This window comes from Neorhizobium petrolearium, assembly GCF_017873175.1.
Lineage (GTDB): Bacteria > Pseudomonadota > Alphaproteobacteria > Rhizobiales > Rhizobiaceae > Neorhizobium > Neorhizobium petrolearium.
Genome location: NZ_JAGGJW010000008.1, coordinates 40,208 through 63,781 on the forward strand (window position 1 = coordinate 40,208; position 23,574 = coordinate 63,781).

Annotated in this window: 24 protein-coding genes; 14 read left to right on the forward strand and 10 right to left on the reverse strand. The window is 60.0% G+C overall.

What is annotated here, in order from left to right; translation table 11 throughout:
* Positions 1 to 313 precede the first annotated feature (313 nt).
* The 3 genes from J2046_RS16275 to J2046_RS16285 all read left to right on the forward strand — a co-directional run bounded on the left by J2046_RS16275 (position 314) and on the right by J2046_RS16285 (position 2,699).
* Positions 314 to 1,051 carry a sulfite exporter TauE/SafE family protein gene (locus tag J2046_RS16275; protein ID WP_210053516.1) on the forward strand — a complete coding sequence of 246 codons (738 nt, stop codon included), beginning with the start codon at positions 314 to 316 and terminating at the stop codon, positions 1,049 to 1,051.
* A 212-nt stretch (positions 1,052 to 1,263) separates the two neighbouring features.
* Positions 1,264 to 2,013 carry a DUF1223 domain-containing protein gene (locus J2046_RS16280; protein ID WP_037156694.1) on the forward strand — a complete coding sequence of 250 codons (750 nt, stop codon included), beginning with the start codon at positions 1,264 to 1,266 and terminating at the stop codon, positions 2,011 to 2,013.
* Positions 2,014 to 2,309: 296 nt separating this feature from the next.
* The gene (locus J2046_RS16285) at positions 2,310 to 2,699 is read left to right on the forward strand and encodes a DUF2794 domain-containing protein (RefSeq protein WP_210053518.1); all 390 of its coding nucleotides are present in this window, start codon (positions 2,310 to 2,312) and stop codon (positions 2,697 to 2,699) included.
* Between the two features lies 1 nt (position 2,700).
* Here J2046_RS16285 and J2046_RS16290 read toward each other — a convergent pair whose 3' ends face one another.
* From J2046_RS16290 to J2046_RS16305, 4 genes are all read right to left on the reverse strand, one after another.
* Positions 2,701 to 3,258, reverse strand: coding sequence for a GNAT family N-acetyltransferase (locus J2046_RS16290; protein ID WP_210053520.1), 558 nt, complete (start codon positions 3,256 to 3,258; stop codon positions 2,701 to 2,703).
* 107 nt (positions 3,259 to 3,365) lie between these two features.
* Positions 3,366 to 4,103 carry a Bax inhibitor-1/YccA family protein gene (locus J2046_RS16295; protein ID WP_210053523.1) on the reverse strand — a complete coding sequence of 246 codons (738 nt, stop codon included), beginning with the start codon at positions 4,101 to 4,103 and terminating at the stop codon, positions 3,366 to 3,368.
* A gap of 233 nt (positions 4,104 to 4,336) precedes the next feature.
* Positions 4,337 to 6,880, reverse strand: coding sequence for an ABC transporter permease (locus J2046_RS16300; RefSeq protein WP_210053525.1), 2,544 nt, complete (start codon positions 6,878 to 6,880; stop codon positions 4,337 to 4,339).
* On the reverse strand, positions 6,877 to 7,587 hold the full coding sequence (locus tag J2046_RS16305) for an ABC transporter ATP-binding protein (RefSeq protein ID WP_210053527.1): 711 nt from the start codon (positions 7,585 to 7,587) through the stop codon (positions 6,877 to 6,879). Before J2046_RS16305 ends, J2046_RS16300 begins: the two co-directional genes overlap by 4 nt.
* A gap of 77 nt (positions 7,588 to 7,664) precedes the next feature.
* On the opposite strand from J2046_RS16305, the gene J2046_RS16310 reads away from it, so the two are divergent.
* From J2046_RS16310 to J2046_RS16320, 3 genes are all read left to right on the forward strand, one after another.
* Positions 7,665 to 8,330 (forward strand): arylesterase, encoded by a 666-nt coding sequence (locus J2046_RS16310; protein WP_210053528.1) that lies wholly within the window; start codon positions 7,665 to 7,667, stop codon positions 8,328 to 8,330.
* Positions 8,331 to 8,396: 66 nt separating this feature from the next.
* A complete protein-coding gene (gene thpR, locus J2046_RS16315) occupies positions 8,397 to 8,987 on the forward strand; it encodes an RNA 2',3'-cyclic phosphodiesterase (RefSeq protein WP_210053530.1) in 591 nt (196 codons plus the stop codon).
* 185 nt (positions 8,988 to 9,172) lie between these two features.
* Positions 9,173 to 9,580, forward strand: coding sequence for a YkvA family protein (locus J2046_RS16320; protein ID WP_210053532.1), 408 nt, complete (start codon positions 9,173 to 9,175; stop codon positions 9,578 to 9,580).
* A gap of 10 nt (positions 9,581 to 9,590) precedes the next feature.
* On the opposite strand, the gene J2046_RS16325 is transcribed toward J2046_RS16320, so the two are convergent.
* Positions 9,591 to 10,148, reverse strand: coding sequence for a sigma-70 family RNA polymerase sigma factor (locus tag J2046_RS16325; protein ID WP_210053534.1), 558 nt, complete (start codon positions 10,146 to 10,148; stop codon positions 9,591 to 9,593).
* A 336-nt stretch (positions 10,149 to 10,484) separates the two neighbouring features.
* Between J2046_RS16325 and J2046_RS16330 the strand changes: the two genes are divergently transcribed.
* The 5 genes from J2046_RS16330 to J2046_RS16350 all read left to right on the forward strand — a co-directional run bounded on the left by J2046_RS16330 (position 10,485) and on the right by J2046_RS16350 (position 15,285).
* Entirely contained in the window at positions 10,485 to 10,988 is a 504-nt protein-coding gene (locus J2046_RS16330; protein WP_210053536.1) for an invasion associated locus B family protein, read from the forward strand.
* 239 nt (positions 10,989 to 11,227) lie between these two features.
* Positions 11,228 to 12,445: a dual-specificity RNA methyltransferase RlmN gene (rlmN, locus tag J2046_RS16335; RefSeq protein ID WP_233469889.1), complete on the forward strand. Its 1,218-nt coding sequence runs from the start codon at positions 11,228 to 11,230 to the stop codon at positions 12,443 to 12,445.
* Between the two features lie 87 nt (positions 12,446 to 12,532).
* Positions 12,533 to 13,486, forward strand: a complete 954-nt coding sequence (locus J2046_RS16340; protein ID WP_210053539.1) for an ABC transporter substrate-binding protein — start codon at positions 12,533 to 12,535, stop codon at positions 13,484 to 13,486.
* 126 nt (positions 13,487 to 13,612) lie between these two features.
* The gene (locus J2046_RS16345; protein WP_210053540.1) at positions 13,613 to 14,494 is read left to right on the forward strand and encodes an ABC transporter permease; all 882 of its coding nucleotides are present in this window, start codon (positions 13,613 to 13,615) and stop codon (positions 14,492 to 14,494) included.
* Positions 14,491 to 15,285 (forward strand): ABC transporter ATP-binding protein, encoded by a 795-nt coding sequence (locus J2046_RS16350; protein WP_210053543.1) that lies wholly within the window; start codon positions 14,491 to 14,493, stop codon positions 15,283 to 15,285. Before J2046_RS16345 ends, J2046_RS16350 begins: the two co-directional genes overlap by 4 nt.
* 5 nt (positions 15,286 to 15,290) lie before the next feature.
* On the opposite strand, the gene J2046_RS16355 is transcribed toward J2046_RS16350, so the two are convergent.
* Both J2046_RS16355 and J2046_RS16360 read right to left on the reverse strand, forming a co-directional pair.
* Positions 15,291 to 15,932 (reverse strand): LysE family translocator, encoded by a 642-nt coding sequence (locus J2046_RS16355; protein WP_210053978.1) that lies wholly within the window; start codon positions 15,930 to 15,932, stop codon positions 15,291 to 15,293.
* Positions 15,933 to 16,001: 69 nt separating this feature from the next.
* Positions 16,002 to 16,859, reverse strand: a complete 858-nt coding sequence (locus J2046_RS16360; protein ID WP_210053545.1) for an SDR family NAD(P)-dependent oxidoreductase — start codon at positions 16,857 to 16,859, stop codon at positions 16,002 to 16,004.
* A 194-nt stretch (positions 16,860 to 17,053) separates the two neighbouring features.
* On the opposite strand from J2046_RS16360, the gene J2046_RS16365 reads away from it, so the two are divergent.
* Complete coding sequence (locus J2046_RS16365; RefSeq protein ID WP_210053547.1) at positions 17,054 to 18,277, forward strand: argininosuccinate synthase; 1,224 nt, start codon at positions 17,054 to 17,056, stop codon at positions 18,275 to 18,277.
* Positions 18,278 to 18,329: 52 nt separating this feature from the next.
* On the opposite strand, the gene J2046_RS16370 is transcribed toward J2046_RS16365, so the two are convergent.
* The gene (locus J2046_RS16370) at positions 18,330 to 19,505 is read right to left on the reverse strand and encodes a multidrug effflux MFS transporter (RefSeq protein WP_210053980.1); all 1,176 of its coding nucleotides are present in this window, start codon (positions 19,503 to 19,505) and stop codon (positions 18,330 to 18,332) included.
* A gap of 22 nt (positions 19,506 to 19,527) precedes the next feature.
* Positions 19,528 to 19,992: a MarR family winged helix-turn-helix transcriptional regulator gene (locus tag J2046_RS16375; protein ID WP_037156729.1), complete on the reverse strand. Its 465-nt coding sequence runs from the start codon at positions 19,990 to 19,992 to the stop codon at positions 19,528 to 19,530.
* Between the two features lie 148 nt (positions 19,993 to 20,140).
* Here J2046_RS16375 and J2046_RS16380 point away from each other — a divergent pair, with 148 nt between their 5' ends.
* Entirely contained in the window at positions 20,141 to 20,782 is a 642-nt protein-coding gene (locus J2046_RS16380; protein WP_210053550.1) for a LysE family translocator, read from the forward strand.
* A 14-nt stretch (positions 20,783 to 20,796) separates the two neighbouring features.
* On the opposite strand, the gene J2046_RS16385 is transcribed toward J2046_RS16380, so the two are convergent.
* Complete coding sequence (locus J2046_RS16385; protein WP_210053552.1) at positions 20,797 to 21,219, reverse strand: hypothetical protein; 423 nt, start codon at positions 21,217 to 21,219, stop codon at positions 20,797 to 20,799.
* Between the two features lie 187 nt (positions 21,220 to 21,406).
* On the opposite strand from J2046_RS16385, the gene J2046_RS16390 reads away from it, so the two are divergent.
* Positions 21,407 to 23,497 carry a M3 family metallopeptidase gene (locus J2046_RS16390; protein WP_210053554.1) on the forward strand — a complete coding sequence of 697 codons (2,091 nt, stop codon included), beginning with the start codon at positions 21,407 to 21,409 and terminating at the stop codon, positions 23,495 to 23,497.
* Positions 23,498 to 23,574 lie beyond the last annotated feature (77 nt).

Below are 23,574 nucleotides of genomic sequence, written 5' to 3' on the forward strand. Positions count from 1 at the left end.
GTCGGATGGTCACCCGCCGGCGAAGGTCGGCGGGTGAATTGCGGAAGAGTGTAGATTCCCACTCAAATCCCCTCACTTGCGATTTCTAACATTTAGCTTTCAGCTAAGATGTTGAAATCGCTTTCTCTTCCGCAAGGGGAGAGATAGGGATGCCGCGCTGCCACGAGTCTACCTCTCCCTTGGTGGGAGAGGTTACAAAATCAAGAGCTTGGCGTAGCTAAGTCTTGATTTTGTTGGTGAAGGGGTAAGCCCTGCCTCCAATACATGTATCTCTTCTCATCCAGGTGAGATTCCCTAACTTAAGGTCCCGCCCTTGACCGTCGTCATCCTCATTGGAATGGCCGTTATCGTTTTCCTGACATCGCTGCTTTCGGGGATTTTCGGAATGGCGGGCGGGCTAATCCTGCTTTGGGTGCTGCTTTTCCTGTTTCCCGTCGGGACCGCAATCGCCATCCATGGCGTCATCCAGATGGTGTCCAACGGCTCGCGCGCCTGGTTTTCCCGCGCCTATATCGACTACAGGATCCTCGGTATCCTGGGCCTGGGCCTCGTCATATCGAGTATCATCCTCCTGATCGTCGACTATCAGCCGGATATCATCGTCGTATCGATCGCGATCGGTCTGATGCCGATCCTCGTCTGGCTGCCGGTTTCGAAGCTGCAGCTCGATGCGTCCAAGCCTCACCATGCCCTCATCTGCGGGTTGATCGCCGGAGCATTGATCGTGGGCGTTGGCGTTTCCGGCCCGACGATCGATATCTTCTTCATCCGAACGATGATGGACCGGCGCAAGGTAATCGCCACCAAAGCCGCGGTGCAGGTCGCCTCGCATGCAACAAAGGTGGCGTTCTACTGGAACGCGGCAACCGCACTGCCGCCGACCGACTGGATCTCGATCCTGATCGCCGCGCCAATCGCCATCCTCGGCACGCGGGCGGGCAACGACATCCTGCAAAGAATGACGGATCAGAATTTCCGCGCCTGGACACGCTGGATCGTCACCGGCATCGGAGCCGTCTATTTCACCCAAGGGCTGCTGAAACTGATCTGACTTTGCCGGGACCTGTGGAGGAGGGTGTGGCATGCCCACAATCGCCGCTGACAAAGCCGATCAATTATCCGGTCCTCACCCCTTCGTGACTTTCTCTTGAGGGGGCGGGACGGTTACCTTCCGCCATCCGATCCTCCAGGCCATTCGATTGTTCTTGATCACCAAGGGCAATCGTGGATAACAGTTGCCCTGATAAAAAAGGTCTGCCACCCATGCTGTTCCGTCTCCGCTCCATTATCGTGCTTGCGGGCCTGCTTTATGCGGGCGTCGCTCCGGCGGGGGAAGTGAGGGCGCCGAAGGGCGTTGTCGAACTTTTTACCTCTCAGGGTTGTTCTTCGTGCCCTCCGGCGGACGCCACTTTAGGTGAGCTGGTGGCGCAGGGCGATATTATCGCGCTCTCCTACCACGTGGACTATTGGAACTATCTCGGCTGGACCGATACGTTGAGCTCGAAGGAAAACACCGAGCGGCAATACGGCTATGCCAAGACATTCGGCCGCAGCGGCGTTTATACGCCGCAGGCGGTCATCAATGGTCGGGATCATGTCAAAGGCAAGGATCTCTCCATCATAAACGGCAAGGTGAAGGAACTCCGCGAGACGGACAAAGGGCTCATCGTGCCGGTAACGGCTGCCATGCGCGGCGACGAGATCGAGATCGAGATCGGCGGAGGCAAGGGGCAGGCCGATGTCGTCGTCGCCTATTTCACAAAACGTCAGCAGGTGGAAATCACCAAGGGCGAGAACAGCGGCAAGACCATGGACTACTGGCACAGCGTCTATGACGTGCAGTCAGTCGGGACGTGGAACGGCCAGAGCATGAAACTCACGCTGCCGGGCAAGCTGATGGGCAAGTCCAAGAAAGATGGCTGCGCGATCCTGTTGCAGACGTCCGGCCCGGGTGGTGAGCCGGCGGCAATCCTCGGCGCAACGATCCTGATGGCGGGCCGCAAGAAATACTGACCGCGAAGCGGTTCGCCGGCTCACCGTGTTTTCGGAATAAGGTGTCGGCGGCCCGGTCCAGGAACATTGGGGGGCTGGGGGTAAGGGTCAATGCACCAGACCGGGCCATATGGCGCTGAAATCGCGCCAACCAACGCGAAGCAATCTCGCTTCGAAATCAGGCACTGTTTTGTTCGAAATGGGGCAAGAATAAAAACGTACGAACGCGCATGAGGCTGGCTTCGGCCCGGGGTTGCTTTTTTAAGGCTCTCGGGCACACTGTCACATCTCCGACATCTAGTGATTTGGGAGCCTTGATGACCGATCAGCCGGAATTGCCCGGGGGAGAAAGATCCCAGGATGCACCCGTCGTCGTCAATCTCAGCGAATACCGGCAGAGCCGCGATCCCGTTCCGGTGACGTTTCATCGGCGCGAGCTTGACGCGATCTTAAAAATCTACGGCCGCATGGTCGGAGAAGGGGAATGGAAGGATTACGCGATCGATCACCTCAAGGATCGGGCGGTCTTTTCCATCTTCAAACGGTCGGGCGAGACGCCGCTCTTCCGGATCGAGAAGAATCCCAAACTGGCCAACAAGCAGGGCGCCTACTGTGTGCTCAATACGCACGGCATGACCCTGAAGCGCGGCCACGAACTGCCGCAGGTCCTCAGGGTCTTCGACAAGATGCTGAAGCTCATCGACTGATCTATTCGGTGAAGAGCGTCCCGGGATAAACAGCCGGGTCGGGGCTGGTCGTGTTACCTTCGCCCAGTGCAATCTGCATCATGACCGTGTCCAACCATCTGCCGTGCTTGAAGCCGGTGCCCTTGAGCGTGCCGGTCAGTTCGAAGCCGAGGCTTTGATGCAGCGCTACGGACGTCGGGCTCGCGCCACCGATGACAGCCACCATCTGCCGGAAGCCGAGCGCGGTGCAACGGGCGAGCAGTTCTCGCAGAAGCGCCTTTCCCACGCCCTGGCCACGGGCCGCCGGGGCGAGGTAGATCGAATCCTCTACCAGCCAGCGATAGGCGGGGCGGGTCCGGAAGGCCGAAGCATAGGCATAGCCGAGAAGCGTGCCTTCCTCATCTTCGGCAGCGATATAGGGATAGGCCTTGGCCCTGATCGCCTCGTAACGGCTCGTCATCTCGGCCTGATCGGGAGGGATGATCTCGTAACTCGCGGTGCCGTTCAGCACGCTGTCGCGATAGATTTCGGTGATGGCTGGAAGATCGGCTTCTGTGGTGTCGCGGAGGCGGAAGGTCATTGGCGGGCGGGTTTGTGGAAGGTGACGATCGAACCTATGCCGAGGCGCGCGAGCGGGCAATAAAAAAGCGGCCCGAAGGCCGCTTTTTCAGTTCTTGTTCCACGCCGTTATTCTTCGCGATTGCCGAGGAACTGCAGCAGGAACATGAAGAGGTTGATGAAGTCGAGGTAAAGCGTCAGGGCGCCCATGATCGCCTTGCGGCCCATGACTGCGACCTCGTCGCCGTCGTAGTACATCTCCTTGATCTTCTGCGTATCGTAGGCGGTAAGACCTGCGAAGATCAGGACGCCGATCACCGAGATGGCAAAGCCCATCGCAGATGACTGCAGGAAGATGTTGACGATCGAGGCGATGATCAGACCGAAGAGGCCCATGATCAGGAACGAGCCGAAGCCGGACAAACTCTTCTTGGTCGTGTAGCCGTAGAGCGACAGGGCGCCGAACGAGGCCGCGGTGACGAAGAAGGTCTGGACGATACTCTGGCCGGTGAAGACCAGGAAGATTGAGGACAGCGACAGGCCCATCAGCGCAGCATAGACCCAGAAGGTCATTTGCGCAGCGGGGACGCTCATCTTATGGATGCGGAAGCTCAGGAAGAAGACCATCGCCAGCGGAGCCAGCATGACCACCCACTTGAGCGGAGAAGCATAGAGAAGCTGGGCGAAGGCCGGATTGGAAACCGCCAGAGCGTAGGTGCCATAGGCAGCTACACCGGTGATCGCCAGACCGAGCGCCATCAGGTTGTAAACCCTGAGCATGTAGGCGCGAAGGCCTTCGTCGATCATGGCACCGGATTGGGCGCGGGTCTGCGCCATTCGGTTCTGGTAGTTATTGAAGTCAGCCATTGTTTCCTCTTTAAGCTCCGGAATTATTCACGGTGTCGGGCCCCCTTTTTCAACAGACCCAGGCGCCGCTGCGGAGCTCCAGCAAGCCTGCTGTCAATATGATGTGAGATCGATTTACATACAAGAGGCGTGAGAAGCGAAAACGCAAACCAAAGCGGCAATTTAGCAACCTATGGGACGCTTTGACAGGAATTTGATCCGAGAGTTAACGGAAAATGCTACCGGTGCTTGAATCAGAGCTCCCGAAGGACCGGCGCGGCCTTTTGGCCGAGGATGCGCCAGGTGCCGGCAAGCCCGATTCCGACCGTCAGAACCAGTGAGACAACGAGCGTGACGACTGCGACATCGGGCAGGAAGGCCGACGGTATCTTCATGATACGGCTCACCACGAACCAGGCAGAGATGCCGCCGGCGAAAAGGGCGAAGACAGCGGTCGCGGCGCCCAGAATCATGTATTCGTAGCTGAAGGCGCGCATCAGCATGTTTCGTGTACCACCGAGGGTTTTCAGGATGACCGCATCATGGGTGCGGGCCCGGTTGCCCGCGGCGAGGGCGCCGGACAGAACCAGGACGGAGGCGATGAGCGCGACAGCCGCTGCGGCGCGGATCGCCGTCGCCAGCTGGCCGACGAGCCGGTCGACAATGTCGATCGCGTCCTTCACCCTGACGCTGGTGATGGTCGGATAGGCATTGGTCACGGCCCGGAGGATCGAGGCCTCCTGCTGAGCCGTGGCGGAGGGATCGGTCAGCGTGGCTAGCCAGGCATGCGGAGCGCCGCGGAACGTATTGGGCGAGAAGACCATCACGAAATTAATGGAGAGCGATTCCCATTCCACCTGGCGTAAATTGGCGATGCGAGCCGTGATGTTGCGGCCGAGCACATTGACAGTGACGGTGTCGCCGAGCTTCAGGCCGAGCTCGCCGGCTTCTTCCGCCGAGAAGGAGACGAGTGGCTCGCCTGAGTAGTCGACCGGCCACCACTCGCCTGCCGTCAACGTCGAATTCTCGGGCAGCTTTTCCTCGTAGGTGATGCCGCGATCGCCACGCAGTACCCAGCGGCCGGCGGGCGGCACATTCATCTGCGTCACATCCTGACCGTTGAAGGCAAGGATGCGGCCGCGCAGCATCGGCACCTGGGTCACTTCTCCTTCAGGCATCTGCTGTTTCAGGATATTCAGAAAACCATCCCGTTCGGCCCCCTGAATATCGACGAAGAAGAAGTTCGGCGCCTGCCGGGCGATCTGGCCTGTGAGCTGCCGGCGCATGTTGCCGTCGATCAGCGCCAGCGTCACGAGGAGGGCAAGACCGAGACCCAGCGACAGGACGACGGAGGGCGTGAGAGCGCCGGGCCGATGGATATTGCCGATCGCAAGCCTCAGGGCCGGCGAGTTCACACGCGGGCTTCTTCTCGCGAGGGTGGCAATGAGGACAGCGACGAGACGAAGCAGAATGAAAGCGCCTGCCACCGCGGCCAGGAAGACCGAGGCGATGAACCTATCTTCGGCCGAGGCGATCGAAAGCGCGGCGAGCGCGGCCAGCGCCAGACCTGCGGCGAGAATATAGGGCCAGGAGGGCAGGCGTGTGTTGTCGAATGTCTGTTCGCGGAAGAGCGCCGTTGCGGGCACCTCACGCGCATGACCGAGCGGCAGGATGGCGAAGGCGAAGGTGATCAGGAGGCCGAACAGAGCGGCGAGCGCCAGCGCCGACGGATAGAAGGTCGTCTCCTTCGGTACGGGCAGAACGCCTTCCAGGAATTGCAGCGCAACAAAAGGTGCAGCTGCACCGATGACAAGCCCGATGACGATGCCGATCCCGGCAAGAGCTAGAATCTGGATGAGGTAGATCAGCGTGACAACCGGAGCTGGTGCGCCTAGGCATTTGAACGTCGCGATTGTCGTGCGCTTCGCATCGAGGAAGGCCCGCACGGCATTGGCCACACCCACTCCGCCGACGATCAGGGCGGTCAGTCCGACGAGCGTCAGGAATTGCGAGAAACGGTCGACATTCTCGGTCAGCGACGGCGCCGCACGATCGCTTACACGTATCGACCAGCCAGCGCTTGGGAACTCCCGGTTGGCACGAGCCTGAAGCGTCGAACGCGTGGATGGATCGTCAAGCCGCACCTTATAGGCATGTTCGACGAGGCTGCCGGTGGTGATCAGGCCAGACGCAACGAGCGCATCGCGGCTGACGAGCAGGCGCGGCGCAAAACCGAAGCCGTCGGAAAGAGCATCGGGCTCAGCGGTGATGGTGCCGCGCAAGATCAGCCTGGCATTGCCGAGAAGGATCGGGTCGCCGTCCTTGATGCCGAGGCGCTCCAAAAGCAGAGGAGCGGCCAGAGCGCCGAACGCGTCACCGTTCCTTGCAAGGAGATCGGGAAGCGGCGCCGATGGTTCGGAACCGAAGGTGCCGTATAGCGGATAGGCGTTGTCGACAGCTTTAACCTCCACCAGAGCCTGATCCGAACCGTCCGGCTTGCGTGCCATGGAGCGCAGGCTGGTGGAAACCGAAACCTGGCCGAGGCTATCGAGGAAGGCGCGCTCCTCGCCCGTCGCTTCCCTATTGTTGAGTTCGAAGCGGACGTCTCCTGCCAAAATCTCCTGGCCCTGGCTTGCGATGGCGTCCGTAATGGCGCGCGAGACGGAATTCACCGCCGCAATCGCGCCAGTGCCAAGCGCGATGCAGGCGAGGAAGATATAGAAGCCCGCCAGGCCGCCGCGCATCTCCCTGAGCGCCAGGCGGAAGGAAATGGCAATGCGGGGGAGTGTGCGTTTCATGCGGAAACCGCCTGGACCGGAACCTGAGGCACCGTATCTCCGACGATCTCGCCGGAACGGACACGGATCTGCCGCGAGCAGCGGGCCGCAAGCGCATTGTCGTGGGTGACGAGCAGCATGGTCATGCCGCGTTCGGCCTGCTTGGCGAACAGGAGATCGGCGATCTGCCGCCCGGTCTCCGTGTCGAGATTGCCGGTCGGTTCGTCGGCGATCAATACGGCGGGCGAAGGAGCCAGCGCCCGGGCGATCGCTACGCGCTGCTGTTCGCCGCCCGAAAGCTGGCCCGGATAGTGGGTCAGCCGCTCGCCGAGGCCTACGGCGGTCAACTCCCTTTTGGCAATATCGAATGGGTTCTTCACATTGGCGAGTTCGAGCGGCACGGCGACATTTTCCAGCGCCGTCATGTTGGCGATCAGATGAAAGGACTGGAAGACGATGCCGATATTGCGGCCACGAAAGTCGGCCAGAGCATCCTCGGAGAGCCTGTGGAGAGCAACGTCGTCGATGAATATTTCACCGCTGTCCAGGCGCTCCAGGCCGGCCAGAACCATCAGAAGCGTTGACTTGCCCGAGCCTGAAGGGCCGACAATTCCGACCGCTTCGCCGGCACGGATTTCAAGGTCGATCTTCTTCAATACATGCACGGAGGCTGCCGCACTACCCAATGTCAGGTCAGCCTTCTTCAGCGTGATGATTGTTTTAGTCAAAGCGAACCGTCCTATATTAGCCGTGAAGCTGAACCCGAATGCCGCGTTGCGGTAGCGTCCAATCTAGGAGACGGATCGTGAGTTTTAAAGCAAGCCTCCTTCACTTCATCGTCATGTTCACACTCTGCTTTGCTGAATTTCCGGCGGCCGCACAGGACACTGGAGGTCGGAGCGAGCCGATTCAGCTTGTCGGCTTCGGGGACAGTCTGATGGCGGGATATCAGCTTGCTCCTTCCGAATCCTACACGGCGCAGCTCGAGGCAGCGCTGAAAGCGAAGGGCCATGATGTCGCCGTCACCAATGCCGGGGTTTCAGGTGATACGACATCCGGGGGACTTTCCCGTATCGACTGGTCGGTGCCGGATGGGACGGATGGCGTGATCCTGGAGCTTGGCGCCAATGACGCCTTGCGCGGGATTTCGCCGGAGCAGTCGGAGAAGAATCTCGATGCGATTCTCGCGCGCCTCAAGGAGCGGAACATTCCGGTTTTCCTGGTCGGCATCCTCGCTCCACCGAACATGGGTGGCGATTACGGGGAACGCTTCAATCCGATCTACAAGCGGCTTGCCGACAAATATGAAATTCCGCTCTACCCCTTTTTCCTCGACGGTGTGACCACGGTGGAGGGCATGCAGCTGGATGATGGTATGCATCCGAACGCCAAAGGGGTTTCGGTGATGGTCGAGAAGACGATCCAACCTGTCGAAAGCTTCCTGGGGGAGATCAAGGCTAAACGAAAATAATATCTTGCACGGAAGCCTGTTGCGTGATTCGCTGTTAGCATCTGCAAGAGATTCGAGGAGGTCCCCATGCCGAGACTTTTCACCGCCCTCGAAATTCCGCGCAACGTGGCCATGAGCCTCTCACTTCTGCGCGGCGGGCTTCCCGGGGCCCGATGGATCGATGTCGAGAATTACCACATCACGCTACGCTTTATCGGCGATGTCGATGGACGTACGGCCGACGAGATTGTTGACCGGCTGGATAGGATCGACAGGCCGGAATTCCAGGCGACGTTGACGGGGATCGGCTCTTTCGGTTCCAAGAAGCCGCATTCTATCTGGGCCGGCGTTGCTCCTTCGCCGGAAATACATGCGCTCCAAGCGGAAATAGAGCGGATCTGCCAGCGGATCGGCCTGCCTCCCGATCCGCGCAAGTTCATGCCGCATGTGACGCTGGCGCGGCTTAAAAATTGCCGTCTGGACGATGTGGTGCATTACCTCTCCGGTCGCGGCAATTTCTATACGGCGCCCTTCACCGTGGGACGTTTTGTGCTGCTCTCATCGAAGGAATCAGTCGGTGGCGGCCCCTACCTCACGGAAGAGGTTTTCCCGCTGCGGGAGGTTGGCTACAGTCACGCCTATGGTGCCGATCTCGCGCCGGTGAAAGGCCTCCTTTAATTTGAGCCGGAATGGCTCAACAGCCACTCGAAGGTGGACGTGCTTTTGACCGCGCACGTGGCGGGAAGCCCGCCCGATTGCGATCGCAAGCTTGCCTGTGCGATGGACAAGGCATCCTTCCGTCGCAATTGAACTTCACCGTCCAGCTCCCATATTGAGGCATGCGTTGAGCGAACGGAGCAGGTATGGACGACGTGAAGATCGGCGAGATCCTCTTGCCGGGCGACGAGGATACACAGAACCGCCAGGAGCGGCAGGTGCGCGCCAAATTCTGGCCAACCCTCAAGCGGGCTGTCCGGCAAATACCGCTCAGCCGCGACCTGATTGCCGCGTACTATTGCGCGATCGATCCCCGGACACCGGTACGCGTGCGTGGCGTGCTGCTCGCAGCACTCGCCTATTTTGTCCTGCCGGTCGATTTTCTGCCCGACTTTTTTGCCGTGGTAGGATTCACCGACGACCTCGCGGTGCTGGCCGCAGCCTTCCGGATGATTCAGGGGCACATCGCCGACCGCCACTATGAGGCCGCCGATCTGGCCCTCACGGATGATCCGGAGGTAGCTGCCGGACCTGCGGCGGATGGTCGCAGATAGACTCGCGCTTTTATGACGGCTCTTCCAGCGCCCTTCGAAGGCGTTCAAAGGCGAGCCTGATCCGCGATTTCACCGTGCCGAGCGGCAGGCCGGTGGAAGATGCGATTTCCGAATGGGACTGGCCGAGGAAGAAGGCCGCCCGTACAAGTTCCATCTGCTCGTCGGGAATTTTGGAGAGTGCTGCGCGCACGCGCGCATCCCGCTCCTCCCTTTCAAAGAGGGTATCGACACCCGGCGCCTCGGTAACGAGAAACAAGGGCTCATAGGCTTCCATCCGCTGATATCTGGCGCGGCGTTCCGTATCGATGCGGCGATTGCGTGCGATACGGAAAAGCCATGTAGACAAGGAGGATTGGGCCGGATCGTAGAGGTGGGCACGGTGCCAGAGGATGGTCATCACTTCCTGTACCAGCTCCTCCGCTTCATCCGGCTTCATTGCGCGTTTAACGAGCCAGGACTTAAGACGCGGCGCAAAGTAATCAAACAGCGCCGCGAAAGCCATCTGATCGCGCTCATAGGCCACTGCCTTTGCCAAGCTGACGAAGTGGTCTTTCTTGTCCAGGTCCATTTATTCTGCGCAAACTTTCTGATGAGATTCGCGTCATATTCGACCATTCTAATGTCATTGGAACAATTAGGAAAAGGACAAACTCTTGCCCCAATCCTTGTGTCACTGGCATCGACGAAACGCACGAAATTCCCTGCCGGGTGAGGGGTCGGGGCCATTGCGAGGAGAGAGAAACCGCGCATGGGTAAAGTGGCGGATTGGGACATTCATCGAATTCCAACGGCGCGATTGACGGTTTGGTAACCAGAAACAAGTCAAAATGGGCCGAATCAGGATCATGCCTGGCAAGGCTTGCCCGCTCGGGCCGTTGTAAGAAGACAAAACCGGCAGGAGACCATGTCTGTAAGAATAATTGTAACCGCATTGGCACTGACGCTGGCAGGCACCGGCATCGCTTCAGCCCAGACGCCCACCCGCATACAGCAGTTCAAGGCCTGGGGTGCCTATTCCTACAAGTCGGGCAGCAGCACCGTCTGCTACGTGCTTTCGGTTCCGACCACCAAGGAACCGGCTGCGGTCGATCATGGCGATATCTTCTTCATCGTGTCGCAGCGCCCTGGCCAGAACATCTCCTACGAGCCACAGGCGATGATGGGCTATCCGCTGCAGGCGAATTCGAAGGTCAACGTGACGATCGACGGCAAGAATTTCGTGATGTTCACCAAGGACAAGGCTGCCTGGGTCGAGAATGCGGCGGAGGAGCCGGCACTGGTTGCGGCGATGAAGACCGGTCACAACATGAGTGTGAGCGCGACGTCCAGCCGCGGTACCAAGACGTCCTATGCCTATTCGCTGTCGGGCATTTCCGCTGCGCTCAAGCAGATCGAATCCTGCAAGTAAGCCCGTTCCATGCTATCCCGTGAAGGCCGGTCCTCGACCGGCCTTTCGTATTTCTGCAAGAATAGTGACGCGGCGGCAATTTGATGATAAAGCCCCGCCTCAACAATGGTGCGGCGCTTGAATTGCCTTCCGGACCAATCCAGATTTCACAGACAGACATGCCTTTCCTCTCCCTGCAGGAGCGCGGGACGGGGTGATGTATTCGATGGGATAACAAGATGTCGGTTTCCGAGGCCGTGATGGCCCCCCTCAAGACGCCGCTCGTGCCGCGTCCGGACCTGATGAGCGGCAAACCGTCGCTGATCGGGTTGACGCGCGAGGCGATGGCGGACGCGTTGAAGGAAAAGGGTGTGCCGGAAAAGCAGGTGCGCATGCGGGTCAGCCAACTCTGGCACTGGCTTTATATCCGCGGCGTATCGGACTTCGATGCGATGACCAATGTCGCGAAAGACATGCGCGAAATGCTGAAAGTGCATTTCACCATCGCGCGTCCGGAGATCGTCGAGGAACAGGTCTCCAATGACGGTACCCGCAAATGGCTCCTACGTTTTCCGCCACGGGGGGCAGGCCGCCCGGTGGAGGTCGAAACCGTCTACATCCCGGAAGAAGGCCGGGGCACGCTCTGCATATCGAGCCAGGTCGGCTGTTCGCTCACCTGTTCCTTCTGCCATACCGGGACACAGCGTCTGGTGCGCAACCTGACGGCGGAGGAAATCCTTGCCCAGCTTCTGCTCGCGCGCGACCGGCTCGGCGATTTCCCGGGTACGGATACGCCGCCTGGCGCATTCGTGCCGACCGGCGAGCGCAAGATCACCAATATCGTCATGATGGGCATGGGCGAACCCCTCTACAATTTCGAGAACGTCAAGACGGCGCTGCTGATCGCCTCGGACGGCGACGGGCTGTCGCTCTCGAAGCGCCGCATCACGCTTTCGACCTCCGGCGTCGTGCCGGAAATCTACCGCACCGGCGAGGAGATCGGCGTCATGCTGGCGATCTCGCTGCATGCGGTGCGTGACGAACTGCGCGACATGCTGGTGCCGATCAACAAGAAATATCCGCTGAAAGAGCTCATTGAAGCCTGCCGCAAGTATCCGAGCCTGTCGAACGCTCGCCGCATCACTTTCGAATATGTGATGCTGAAGGATGTCAACGACAGCCTGGAGGACGCCAAGCTGCTGGTGCAACTGCTCAAGGGCATTCCGGCCAAGATCAACCTCATCCCGTTCAATCCCTGGCCGGGCACGAACTACCAGTGTTCCGACTGGGCGCAGATCGAGAAATTCGCCGACTTCATCAATCAGGCGGGTTATGCTTCGCCGATCCGCACGCCGCGTGGCCGGGACATCCTGGCCGCCTGCGGCCAGTTGAAGTCGGAATCGGAGCGCATGCGTAAGACCGAGCGGCTTGCCTTCGAGGCGATGATGATCGCCGGCCATGGCGAGGATGAAGAATAAGCCGGATTGGCGGTTACATCGGCCCCGTCGATTGATTTTGGCGCTTCCTTTTCCTAAAAGCGCTGAAATCTAAACGGAGGAAATCCCATGCGTTCGGTTCTGCTTGCCTTTGCCGCCACTCTGGCGGTCTCTCTGCCGGTTCAGGCGGAAAATGTGACGGTTGCGGTGACGGCGATCGTGGAACATCCAGCACTTGATGCGACGCGCGATGGCGTGCGGGATGCACTGGCCGCAGCCGGTTACAAGGACGGCGAAAACCTCAAGTTCATGTATGAATCGGCGCAGGGCAATCCCGCTACGGCTGCGCAGATCGCCCGCCAGTTCGTCGGCGAAGATCCGAACGTGATCGTTCCGATCTCCACCCCCTCTGCGCAGGCGGTCGTATCCGCCACCCGCGATATCCCCGTGGTCTTCACGGCTGTTTCCGATCCGCTCGCCGCGCAGCTTGTTAAGGACATGGAAAAGCCGGGCGGCAATGTGACCGGCCTTTCGGACATGTCTCCCGTGGGCGAGCATGTCGCTCTGATCAAGGAGATCCTGCCCGAAGCGAAGACCATCGGCTATCTCTACAATTCCGGCGAGGCCAATTCGGTCGCGCTTCTCGCAGTGCTGAAGGTAGAAGCCGAAAAGGCAGGTGTGAAGATTGTCGAATCGGCGGCCACCAAGTCGGCCGAGGTGCAAGGTGCTGCCCGCGCGCTGGTCGGCCGCGCCGATGCGATCTACATTCCGACCGACAACACGATCATATCCGCGCTGGAAGGCGCAGTCGCCGTTGCCCAGGAAAGCAAGCTGCCGCTTTTCACGGCGGATACGGATTCCGTCTCGCGCGGCTCGCTGGCGGCGCTCGGCTTCAACTACTACGATGTCGGCAAGCAGACCGGCGAACTGGTCGTGCGCGTCCTCAAGGGCGAAAACCCGGGCGATATCCCGGTCAAGCTCGCCAGAGGCAGTGATCTGGTCGTCAACAAAAGCGCCGCGGCAAAGATGGGCGTCACGTTGCCGGAAAGCGTTCTTAGCCGGGCGAGCCGTGTGATCGAGTAAGCTCGCGCCGGAGATAGTCAGGCAGACCGCTCCCATCCCGGTGGGAGCGGTTCGTGCTATTTTAAACGAAGTTGCTGCCGCTCCGGCATGTTGGGGCGCAGAGACGCGAAACAAAGGGCTGACAACGTGAGTCAGATCGCTTTCTGGGGAGCCGTGGAGTTGGGGCTGGTCTATGCCTTCGTCGCCATCGGCGTTCTCCTCGCCTTCCGGGTCCTGGATTTCCCTGATCTGACCGTCGACGGGTCCTTTCCCCTCGGCGCGGCCGTAACGGCGGTTTTGATCATTGCCGGCGTCAACCCCTGGCTTGCCGCGGCTGTGGCAATGGTCGCGGGGGCCATCGCCGGGATGGTCACGGCGCTTCTCAACGTCCGTTTCCGCATTCTCAACCTGCTTGCCTCGATCCTGACGATGATCGCGCTTTTTTCCGTGAACCTGCGCGTCATGGGAAAGCCGAATGTCGCGCTGATCAACGCGGATACGATGCTCAGCCCGTTTTTCGGGCTAGGGCTCAGGGACTTCTATGTGCGGCCGCTTTTCGTCGGCGTGCTCGTCCTCTTTGCGGTCATTCTCGTCTGGCGTTTCCTTGAAAGCGATATGGGCCTTTCGATGCGGGCGACGGGCGCCAATTCCCGCATGGCCCGCGCTCAGGGCATCGATACGAGCCGGCAAATCTATCTCGGCATGGCGCTTTCGAATGCGCTCGTCGCGCTGGGAGGCGCGCTCTTCGCCCAGACGAACGGTTTTGCGGACGTGACATCCGGGGTCGGCACGATCGTTGTCGGTCTCGCCGCCGTGATCATCGGAGAAACGCTGCTCGGCGCCCGCGGCATCCTCGTCGCGTTGATCGGATGCGTGCTCGGTTCGATCCTCTATCGCATCGCCATCCAGCTTGCGCTTTCGACCGACATGCTCGGGCTGCAGGCGTCCGATCTCAATTTCGTGACGGCGGTGCTCGTTACCGTGGCGCTCGTTTTGCCGCGCCTTCGCCGAGGAGGGGCTGCGTCGTGATTTCGCTCAGGGATATCAAGGTTGTTTTCGGGCGTGGCACGCCGCTGCAGAAGCAGGCGCTGAACGGTGTCAACCTCACGATCGAGGATGGCTCCTTCGTGACGGTGATCGGCTCCAATGGTGCCGGAAAGTCCACTATGCTCGGGGTTCTCGCGGGCGATGTCATCGCCACCGAAGGCCAGGTGATGATCGGCAGCAGCGACGTCACGCGGAAGGGAACCGCTGCGAGGGCCGGGCTGGTCGCACGCGTCTTCCAGGACCCTCTGACGGGTAGCTGCGGATCGCTGTCGATCGAGGAGAATCTTGCCCTTGCCGCCCGACGCGGCGAGAGGCGCGGTCTGGCGACCGCACTCGGTCCACGCCGCCGCGAACTTTTCCGGGAACGGATCGCCGACCTCGGCCTCGGCCTCGAAAATCGTATGGGCGACCGGATGGATCTGCTCTCCGGCGGCCAGCGCCAGGCGGTCTCGCTGGTCATGGCGACGCTTGCCGGCTCGGAGGTACTGCTCCTCGACGAGCATACCGCAGCACTCGATCCCGGCATGGCGGAATTCATCATGAACCTCACCCAGAAGATCGTCTCCGAGCGCAGGCTGACGACGCTAATGGTGACCCATTCCATGCGCCAGGCGCTGGATTTCGGCCATCGCACGGTCATGTTGCATGGTGGCGAGATCGTCCTCGATGTAGCGGGAGACAGCCGCAAGAACCTGCAGGTGGAGGATCTGATCGCAATGTTCCGCAAGATGCGCGGGCAAACCCTGGATGATGACGCGCTGCTGATCGGCTGATCCGCTCAGCGCGCCTGGGTGAAGAAGATCTTTGCCGCGAAGATCGAGAAGACGCCGGCGAACGTGTAATCGATGCCGCGCAAAACCCTCGGATTGGCCTGCAGCCAGCCGGCGAGCCAGTTGGCCGCGAGCACGACGATCAGGTTCACCGGCATGCCGATTACGATGAAATAGAAGCCGAGAAAGATCAGCTTCTCAGTCACGGCCGGATCGCCGGCGGTGACGAATTGCGGCAGGAAGGTCATGAAGAAGATGATGACCTTCGGGTTGAGGATATTGACCCAGAAGCCGGTCGAAATGTTGGCAAGCACGCTGCTCTTCGTTCGTTCCATCTTCTCGACCGAAAAGCTGGAGCCGAAACGGATCGCCTGAATGGCCAGCCAGAGAAGATAGGCCGCCCCGCCGGTCTTCAGAATGAAGAAGGCGGTTGGTGATGCGGTGATGAGAGCCGAGATGCCGAAGGCGACGAGCAGCGTATGGCAGACGACGCCAAGACTTGTGCCGAGCACCACGAAAAGCGCCGGGCGGCGTCCCTGTGCAAGTGCGCGGCTGATCGACAACGTCATGTCCGGCCCGGGCGTCAGCGCCAGAAGCAGGCCGGCGGCGGTGAAGGCGAGAAGGGTGGCAAGGCTTGGCAGGAAATCCATAGGCGTTCTCGAATAGCCGGTAATGATATGCACCATTACCCGGCTTTCGAGGCCATGTGAATTCGTCCGTCAGCGTTTGGAAATGAATTCCTTCGATGCTTCGGCGAAATCCGGATGCCAGCGCGACAGCGGCGGGCGGTTTTCGATGATGTCGCCGATTGCCCAGAGCATACGGCGCTCGTCGGTTGCGCGGTCGACATCATTGTCGGGGCAGAGGATATAGAAGTCGCCGCGTTCAAGGCTCGTCAACATGAATTCGACCGTCTGCTCCGGCGTCCAGGCGCCGGCCGGTTTTTCCGTGCGGTCTCCCTTGGTGAGGCTGGTGAAGACGAAGCCGGGGATCAAGAGATGCGCTGAGACCCGGCAGTTCGGCGTGTTGCGCAACTCGTGCTGCAGGGCTTCCGTGAAGGCTTTGACGCCCGCCTTCGCAACGTTGTAGGCCGGATTGCCCGGTGGCGTGGTAATGCCCTGTTTCGAGCCCGTATTGATGATCAGCGCCGGTTCGCCATGCGCGATCATGGCCGGACCGAATGTCTGCGTTCCGTGGATCACACCAAGCAGGTTGACGGCAAACGTGCTGTCCCAGTTTGACTGCGGTCCGAATATCGAGCTTCCGGGGCTGATGCCGGCATTGTTCATCAGCACATGTACGCGGCCGAAGCGCTGAAGCACTGCGCGTTCGAGAGCGGCAACCTCATCCGGCCTGGAGACATCGGTGCCGATCGCGACGACATCCGTTTCACCGTCTTCGTGAAGGGCTGCGACTTCGCGGCACGCATCCGAAAGCCGGTCGCCTTCGAGATCGGCGAGCACGACGGACAACCCCATGCGGGCGAATTCTCGTGCTGCGGCAAGACCGATGCCGGACGCGGCACCGGTGATGACGGCGACATTTTCCTTCTTCAGAGCGGGATGAGTAACGGCCATGAAAGTCTCCTCTATGACGCTGCTGTTCAAAGGTAGGCGCGGATATGGAGCCTATAGCAGAACGCGTCAACATGACATGACGGTTACGTTTCCCCCGGTTTTTCTTGCGCGTCCCGATAAACTCGCTAAAAGTGCCGCAATTCCCCGATCCCGCGGTTATCAACCGCCGCCACCCGCAGACGGACTAAATCGACATGGCACTCCCGAAAGACGTAAAGAAGGTCGTCCTCGCCTATTCCGGCGGTCTCGACACCTCGATCATCCTGAAATGGCTGCAGACCGAACTCGGCGCCGAAGTGGTGACCTTCACTGCCGACCTCGGCCAGGGCGAAGAACTGGAGCCGGCGCGCAAGAAGGCCGAGATGCTCGGCATCAAGGAAATCTTCATCGAGGACGTGCGCGAGGAATTCGTGCGCGATTTCGTCTTCCCGATGTTCCGCGCCAATGCGGTCTATGAAGGCGTCTATCTGCTCGGCACGTCGATTGCCCGCCCCTTGATCTCCAAGCATCTGATCGAGATCGCTAGGAAGACCGGTGCCGATGCGATCGCACACGGCGCGACCGGCAAGGGCAACGACCAGGTCCGTTTCGAACTTTCGGCCTATGCGCTGAACCCGGACATCAAGATCATCGCTCCATGGCGCGACTGGGCCTTCAAGAGCCGCACGCAGCTACTTGAATTTGCCGAAGAGCACCAGATTCCGGTTGCCAAGGACAAGAAGGGGGAAGCCCCCTTCTCCGTCGACGCCAATCTTCTGCATTCGTCCTCTGAAGGCAAGGTGCTGGAGGATCCGGCACAGGAGGCGCCGGAATACGTGCATATGCGCACCATTTCTCCGGAAACGGCTCCAGACAAGGCGACCGTCATCAAGGTTGGTTTCAGGAAAGGCGACGCCGTCTCCATCAATGGCGTGGAGATGTCGCCGGCAACCCTGCTTGCGACGCTCAACAATTATGGCCGCGACAACGGCATCGGTCGGCTCGATCTCGTCGAGAACCGGTTTGTCGGCATGAAGTCGCGCGGCGTCTACGAGACGCCTGGCGGCACGATTCTGCTTGCCGCTCATCGCGCGATCGAGAGCATCACGCTCGACCGCGGTGCCGCCCACCTCAAGGACGAGCTGATGCCGCGCTATGCCGAGCTCATCTATTACGGCTTCTGGTTCTCGCCGGAGCGCGAAATGCTGCAGGCCGCGATCGACAGGAGCCAGGAGCATGTGGAAGGCGAAGTGACGTTGAAGCTCTACAAGGGCAATGTCATGGTCATCGGCCGCGAGAGCGAAAAATCGCTTTACTCCGACAAGCTGGTCACCTTCGAGGACGACCAGGGCGCTTACGACCAGAAGGATGCAGCGGGCTTCATCAAGCTCAATGCGCTGCGCCTCAGAACGCTCGCCAAGCGCAATCTCGCGAAATAGCCGTAGAATTCGGATTGTTGATGCCCGCTTCCTCAAAAGGAGGCGGGCTTTTTCATGCCTTGCGGCTGGCGATGCGGAAGCCGATGTAACCGAACACCGCCATGATATGCATGGCTGGAATGATGATGCCGAAGGCGGGCAACGGCGAGCCGATCGAGGCTGCCATGACACCGCCAAGGAAGCCCGCTGCCATCTGAATGAAGCCCATCATCGCCGAGGCGGAACCGGCGATGTGCGGGAAAGGAATGAGGCCTGCCGCCGTGATATAGGGGACGACGAACGCGATCCCGAATGCGCAGAGCGCCACCGGGATCATGATGGATGCAAACGAAGGCGGCAGGAAGTGGACGGAAAGCGCCATGACGATGGCGCCGGTGCCGCTGAACAGAAGACCGACAGCCGGAGCGCGTTCAGTCGCCAGTCGTCTTGAGACAATCCGCAGGCATATGGACCCCGTCAGGTAAAAGCCGGACTGCATCAGCATGCTCATGCCGAACTCGGTCGGCGTGAGGCCTACCTCCTCGATCATGATGAACGGCAGCACGGCTGCCTGGGCATACATGGAGCCGACGGCGCCTGCGAGAACGAGCGCGGTAAATAGGAAGCGAGGAAGCCTGATGATTTCCGCATAGGCCTGAATAAGGCGAAGCGGTTTCAGCCGGCTGCGATCCGGCACCGTCGTTTCCCTAAGACAGACGGTGGAGAGGAAGACCAGGAGTGCGCCGAAACCGACCATTAACAGAAACACGGACCGCCAGCCGAAGGCGGCCAGTGCGAGACCGCCGATCGTCGGTCCGAGGGACGGGCCTACTGCCAGGATGATGCCCATCGTATTGATGATCCGCGCCGCGTCGCCACCGTTGAACTGGTCGCGAACGATGGCACGCGACACGGTGATGCCGACGGAGGCGCCGATCCCTTGGACAAGCCGGCCGGCGAGAACCCATTCGACCGACGGGGCGAAGGCGGCGAGCAAAGAGCCCATAAGGTAGATGATGAGGAAGCTCAGCGAGGCAGTTTTGCGTCCGAAAGCGTCCGAAACCGGTCCCGCGACCAGCTGTGCCAATGCAAAACCAGCAAAATAGAGAGACAGCGACATCTTGATCGCCGCTTCCGTCGTCGAAAAGGCGCGCACCAGTTCCGGCATGGCCGGCGTGTAGATCGCCATGGAGATCGGCCCGATCGCCGTCAGCAGGGCGCCAATGATCGTGGTGCGGCGCTCGCTCATCGGCGCGGGGATGGGCGGCATATTATCGGTTTTCATCGGATGCTGTCTGGGACCCATGGGAAGGATTGGCGGCCTGAAGATTGGCGTTGAAGACGGCGAGCGTCTCGCGCAGGATACGATTGCTTTCCTCGCTCAGACCTTCGGTCGCTTGTGCCAGAATGATGTCCAGCTCCTTGCGGATGGCTTTGATCATCTCCTCGGAAGCGGGTTTCAGCGTTATACGCTTGGCGCGCCGGTCGACGGAACATTGCTGCCTCTCGATCAGCCCCAGTGACTGCAGCTTGTCGAGATAGGCGCAGAGCGTCATCGGCTCGACGCCCATGCGGGCCGCGATATCGAGCTGCCGGCTGCCGCCGGCCGCGGCGATATTCATCAGTGCGCGCGCCTCACCCGGCGTCAGGCCAAGACCCGCCTGCGCAATGCGGCGTTCGAAGGCGGCGCGCAGAAGGCGTGCACTGTCGACGATCAGAAAGCCCAATGTGTCCATTTTCCAGCCCCTCCATTCTTCGGAGGATTTCGTAAGGTTCCCTTACTATTTTTCGCGTGCAAGGCAAACGGAAAACCCAGGTTCAGTCTGCATTGACAGGGGCAAAACCGGCGGCAAAACTGTCGCAGTCTTCCGTCGGAGCCTATCCATGTCCTCTTCCTTGCTTGCAGGCACCTTTCTTGCGGCGCTTGCCTATACGCTGATTCCCGGCCCTGCCTTTCTCGCGCTCCTTGGTATCGGGGCGGGGCAGGGACGTCAGGCAGGCGCTTTCTTCATGGGTGGGCATCTGGCTGGAGACATTCTCTGGTCGGCGCTGGCGCTGGTGGCGATCATCGGTGCGAAGACGATCGGCACGACCTTTTTCGACGTGCTCGGCGTCATCTGCGGGCTTTATCTCGGCTGGATCGGCTGGAGCGCGCTCAGTGCTAAGCCGAAGGATGGAGGCGGTGCGCTGATGGTGGTCGAAAGACCGTTGCGGCGCGGCCTGATCTTCGGGCTCACCAACCCAAAAGGTTATCCGGTGGCGCTTGCGACGTTCACGGCATTGCTTGCCAGTTCATCGGACGCGCTGGAATTTTCCGGTCTGCCCATGCTGCTTGCCGTTTCCCTGCTCGGTTTTCTCACGGCCGACATCGTGCTCATCGGGATCATCGGCGCGGGCGTCGTACGACGCTTCTACCGTCGGCATGAGACGGTGATCGTCAGGCTTTCCGGGCTGCTGTTCATCGGCTTTGCAGTGCAGGCGCTCTGGCATTCGGCGCCCAGTCTTTTCGGATACCGCCGCGCCTGAGCGCGCCTGGCCTGTCATACGTTCAGGAACGCCATCACCGAGCGCAGCACGTCGGCGCGGCGTGTATCACCGAGCGACATGGCGATTTCGAGCTGGTTGCGGTAATAATCGTGAAAATCGAAACCGGTCTCGTCGGTTACCTGCGACAGGTCGATCAACTGCCCCTGAGCATCGATGGCGTGGGTTGGGAGTTCTTCGGAGAGCGTGGCATAAGTCTCTTGGTCAATCTTGCCGGCCTGATAGTTCTGCCAGGCCAGTTCGCGAAGATCCCGCGGCGTGATCGCCGAAAAGTCGACCGGTGAATCGACCGTCTCGGGCACCTGAAAGGCAATCTGGCCGTGCCGGCTTTCCTGCTGCGAAGACTTTTCGATCTTGCTGTTGCGGGAATTGTCCCGTTGCAGAAAATGGGTGGACCAGCGCAAGGAACTGATTTCCATGGCCATATCCTTGATTATCGGATATCGCGCAAAAGGTACCTGCGAATACTGCACTGCGTCAAATAGTTAATAACCGTTAATTATCAGGTATGATTTTTTGTTCGCGACTGAAAAGGAGGGCACGGATACCTATTCTCGCCGCCTTCTCCTATATGAATGATGACGCATCGTTTTTGAGGGATATTTCATGTCTTCCGATCTTCCGCTGAACCCCGCCCTTGTGGAATGGAATGGTCATCACGGCTTGCCGCGTTTCGACGAAGTGAAGGACGCGGATTTCTCGCCGGGTTTCAATGCGGCACTTGCCAGCCACGAAGCGGAGATCGACGCGATAGCCAACAACCCGGAAGAGGCGACATTTGCGAATACGGTCGTGGCACTGGAGATTGCCGGTGACGAGCTTTCGCGCATTTCGGCGCTGTTCTGGGGCAAGGCCGGGGCGCATACGAACGAGACCATCCAGGCGCTGGAGCGCGAGATTGCGCCGAAATTGTCCCGCCACTACTCGAAGATCGGAATGAATGCTGCGCTCTTCGCGCGCATCGACAGGCTTTGGGAAACCCGCAAGGAACTGGGCTTGACCGTCGAGGAGGAGCGAGTGCTCGAACGGCACTGGAAGGGTTTCGTCCGTGCCGGCGCGAAGCTGCCGAAGGTCGAGCAAGAGCGGCTTGCGGATATCAATGAAAAGCTTGCCGGCCTCGGCGCCCGTTTCGGGCAGAATGTGCTGGGCGACGAAAAGAGCTGGTCACTGAAACTTTCCGACGAGGCCAAACTCGACGGCCTGCCGGGATTCCTGCGTGATGCCATGGCGGCCGCAGCTCGGGAGCGGGGCGAGCAGGACGGATATCTGGTGACGCTGTCACGGTCGATTATCGAGCCCTTCCTGACCTTTTCCACCCGCCGCGACCTGCGCGAGCAGGCTTTCAAAGCCTGGGTTGCAAGAGGAGAAAATCCCGGAGAGACCAACAATCTCAGCATCGTGCGCGAGACGCTGGCGCTGAGAGCAGAAAAGGCGAAGCTGCTCGGATATGAGAATTTCGCGGCCTTCAAGCTCGACAACACGATGGCGAAGACACCGGAGGCGGTGAATACGCTTCTGCGCCAGGTCTGGGAAAAGGCACGCGCCAAGGCGTTGGAGGAAGAGGCAAGTCTTGGCGGTCTGATCGCCGAGGAGGGCAAGAACCATGAGGTCATGCCCTGGGACTGGCGCCACTATGCGGAAAAGCTCCGCCAGCGGATGTTCGATTTTTCCGAGTCGGAGCTGAAGCCCTATCTGCAGCTCGAAAAGGTGATCGAGGCCTGTTTCGACGTCGCGGAGCGGCTTTTCGGCATCAAGGCGGTCGAGGTGAAGGGGGTTGCCACCTATCACCCTGACGTGCGGGTGTTCGAAGTCTACGACAAGGATGGTTCGCTGACGGCTCTGTTCCTCGGCGATTATTTCGCACGCTCCTCCAAGCGTTCCGGCGCCTGGATGAGTTCATTCCAGTCGCAGCACAAGCTGACGCTGAAGAACGGCAGGAAGGGTGAGCTGCCGATCATCTACAATGTCTGCAACTTCGCCAAACCCGCCGAAGTTAAGCCGGCCCTGTTGTCGCTTGATGACGCCAAGACGCTGTTCCACGAATTCGGCCACGCGCTGCACGGCATGTTGTCGGACGTCACCTATCCGTCGGTTTCCGGCACCGGCGTCGCCCGCGATTTCGTCGAACTACCCTCGCAGCTTTATGAGCATTGGCTGACGGTGCCGGAAATCCTCGAAAAATACGCTGTGCATTACGAGACCGGCGCGCCTATGCCGAAGGCCTTGCTGGACAAGGTGCTGGCGGCCCGCACCTTCAACGCCGGATTTGCGACCGTAGAATTCACCTCCTCCGCGCTGGTCGACATGGCCTTCCATACAGGCGCTCCCGCCGATGATCCGATGGTGGTGCAGAAGCAGGTCCTTGATGGGATCGGCATGCCGGCCTCGATCGTCATGCGTCATGCGACGCCGCATTTCCAGCACGTGTTTTCCGGCGATGGATATTCGGCCGGCTACTATTCCTACATGTGGTCGGAAGTGCTGGATGCGGATGCCTTCTCAGCTTTCGAGGAAACCGGCAACACCTTTGATCCGGTGATGGCCCGCAAGCTCAAGAACAATATCTATTCCGTCGGCGGATCGATCGACCCGGAAGAGACCTACAAGGCTTTTCGCGGCAAGCTTCCCGACCCGCAGGCCATGCTCAAGAAGAAAGGGTTGGCCATGGTCGAGGAACTTACCGGCAGCGACGCCTAGCCGAGCGGCCTTTCGGGGATCATTGCTCCAGCGCCGGGTATGACGGGTTGGCGGCGCCTTTTGGAGTATCTGGCTAC

Coding starts and splice junctions, on each gene's coding strand:
- J2046_RS16280 (WP_037156694.1), top strand. CDS start 1,264: ATGCTGTTCCGTCTCCGCTCCATTATCGTGCTTGCGGGCCTGCTTTAT.
- J2046_RS16285 (WP_210053518.1), top strand. CDS start 2,310: ATGACCGATCAGCCGGAATTGCCCGGGGGAGAAAGATCCCAGGATGCA.
- J2046_RS16290 (WP_210053520.1), bottom strand. CDS start 3,258: ATGACCTTCCGCCTCCGCGACACCACAGAAGCCGATCTTCCAGCCATC.
- J2046_RS16295 (WP_210053523.1), bottom strand. CDS start 4,103: ATGGCTGACTTCAATAACTACCAGAACCGAATGGCGCAGACCCGCGCC.
- J2046_RS16300 (WP_210053525.1), bottom strand. CDS start 6,880: ATGAAACGCACACTCCCCCGCATTGCCATTTCCTTCCGCCTGGCGCTC.
- thpR (WP_210053530.1), top strand. CDS start 8,397: ATGCCGAGACTTTTCACCGCCCTCGAAATTCCGCGCAACGTGGCCATG.
- J2046_RS16320 (WP_210053532.1), top strand. CDS start 9,173: ATGGACGACGTGAAGATCGGCGAGATCCTCTTGCCGGGCGACGAGGAT.
- J2046_RS16325 (WP_210053534.1), bottom strand. CDS start 10,148: ATGGACCTGGACAAGAAAGACCACTTCGTCAGCTTGGCAAAGGCAGTG.
- J2046_RS16330 (WP_210053536.1), top strand. CDS start 10,485: ATGTCTGTAAGAATAATTGTAACCGCATTGGCACTGACGCTGGCAGGC.
- rlmN (WP_233469889.1), top strand. CDS start 11,228: ATGGCCCCCCTCAAGACGCCGCTCGTGCCGCGTCCGGACCTGATGAGC.
- J2046_RS16340 (WP_210053539.1), top strand. CDS start 12,533: ATGCGTTCGGTTCTGCTTGCCTTTGCCGCCACTCTGGCGGTCTCTCTG.
- J2046_RS16355 (WP_210053978.1), bottom strand. CDS start 15,932: ATGGATTTCCTGCCAAGCCTTGCCACCCTTCTCGCCTTCACCGCCGCC.
- J2046_RS16360 (WP_210053545.1), bottom strand. CDS start 16,859: ATGGCCGTTACTCATCCCGCTCTGAAGAAGGAAAATGTCGCCGTCATC.
- J2046_RS16365 (WP_210053547.1), top strand. CDS start 17,054: ATGGCACTCCCGAAAGACGTAAAGAAGGTCGTCCTCGCCTATTCCGGC.
- J2046_RS16370 (WP_210053980.1), bottom strand. CDS start 19,505: ATGAGCGAGCGCCGCACCACGATCATTGGCGCCCTGCTGACGGCGATC.
- J2046_RS16375 (WP_037156729.1), bottom strand. CDS start 19,992: ATGGACACATTGGGCTTTCTGATCGTCGACAGTGCACGCCTTCTGCGC.
- J2046_RS16380 (WP_210053550.1), top strand. CDS start 20,141: ATGTCCTCTTCCTTGCTTGCAGGCACCTTTCTTGCGGCGCTTGCCTAT.
- J2046_RS16385 (WP_210053552.1), bottom strand. CDS start 21,219: ATGGAAATCAGTTCCTTGCGCTGGTCCACCCATTTTCTGCAACGGGAC.
- J2046_RS16390 (WP_210053554.1), top strand. CDS start 21,407: ATGTCTTCCGATCTTCCGCTGAACCCCGCCCTTGTGGAATGGAATGGT.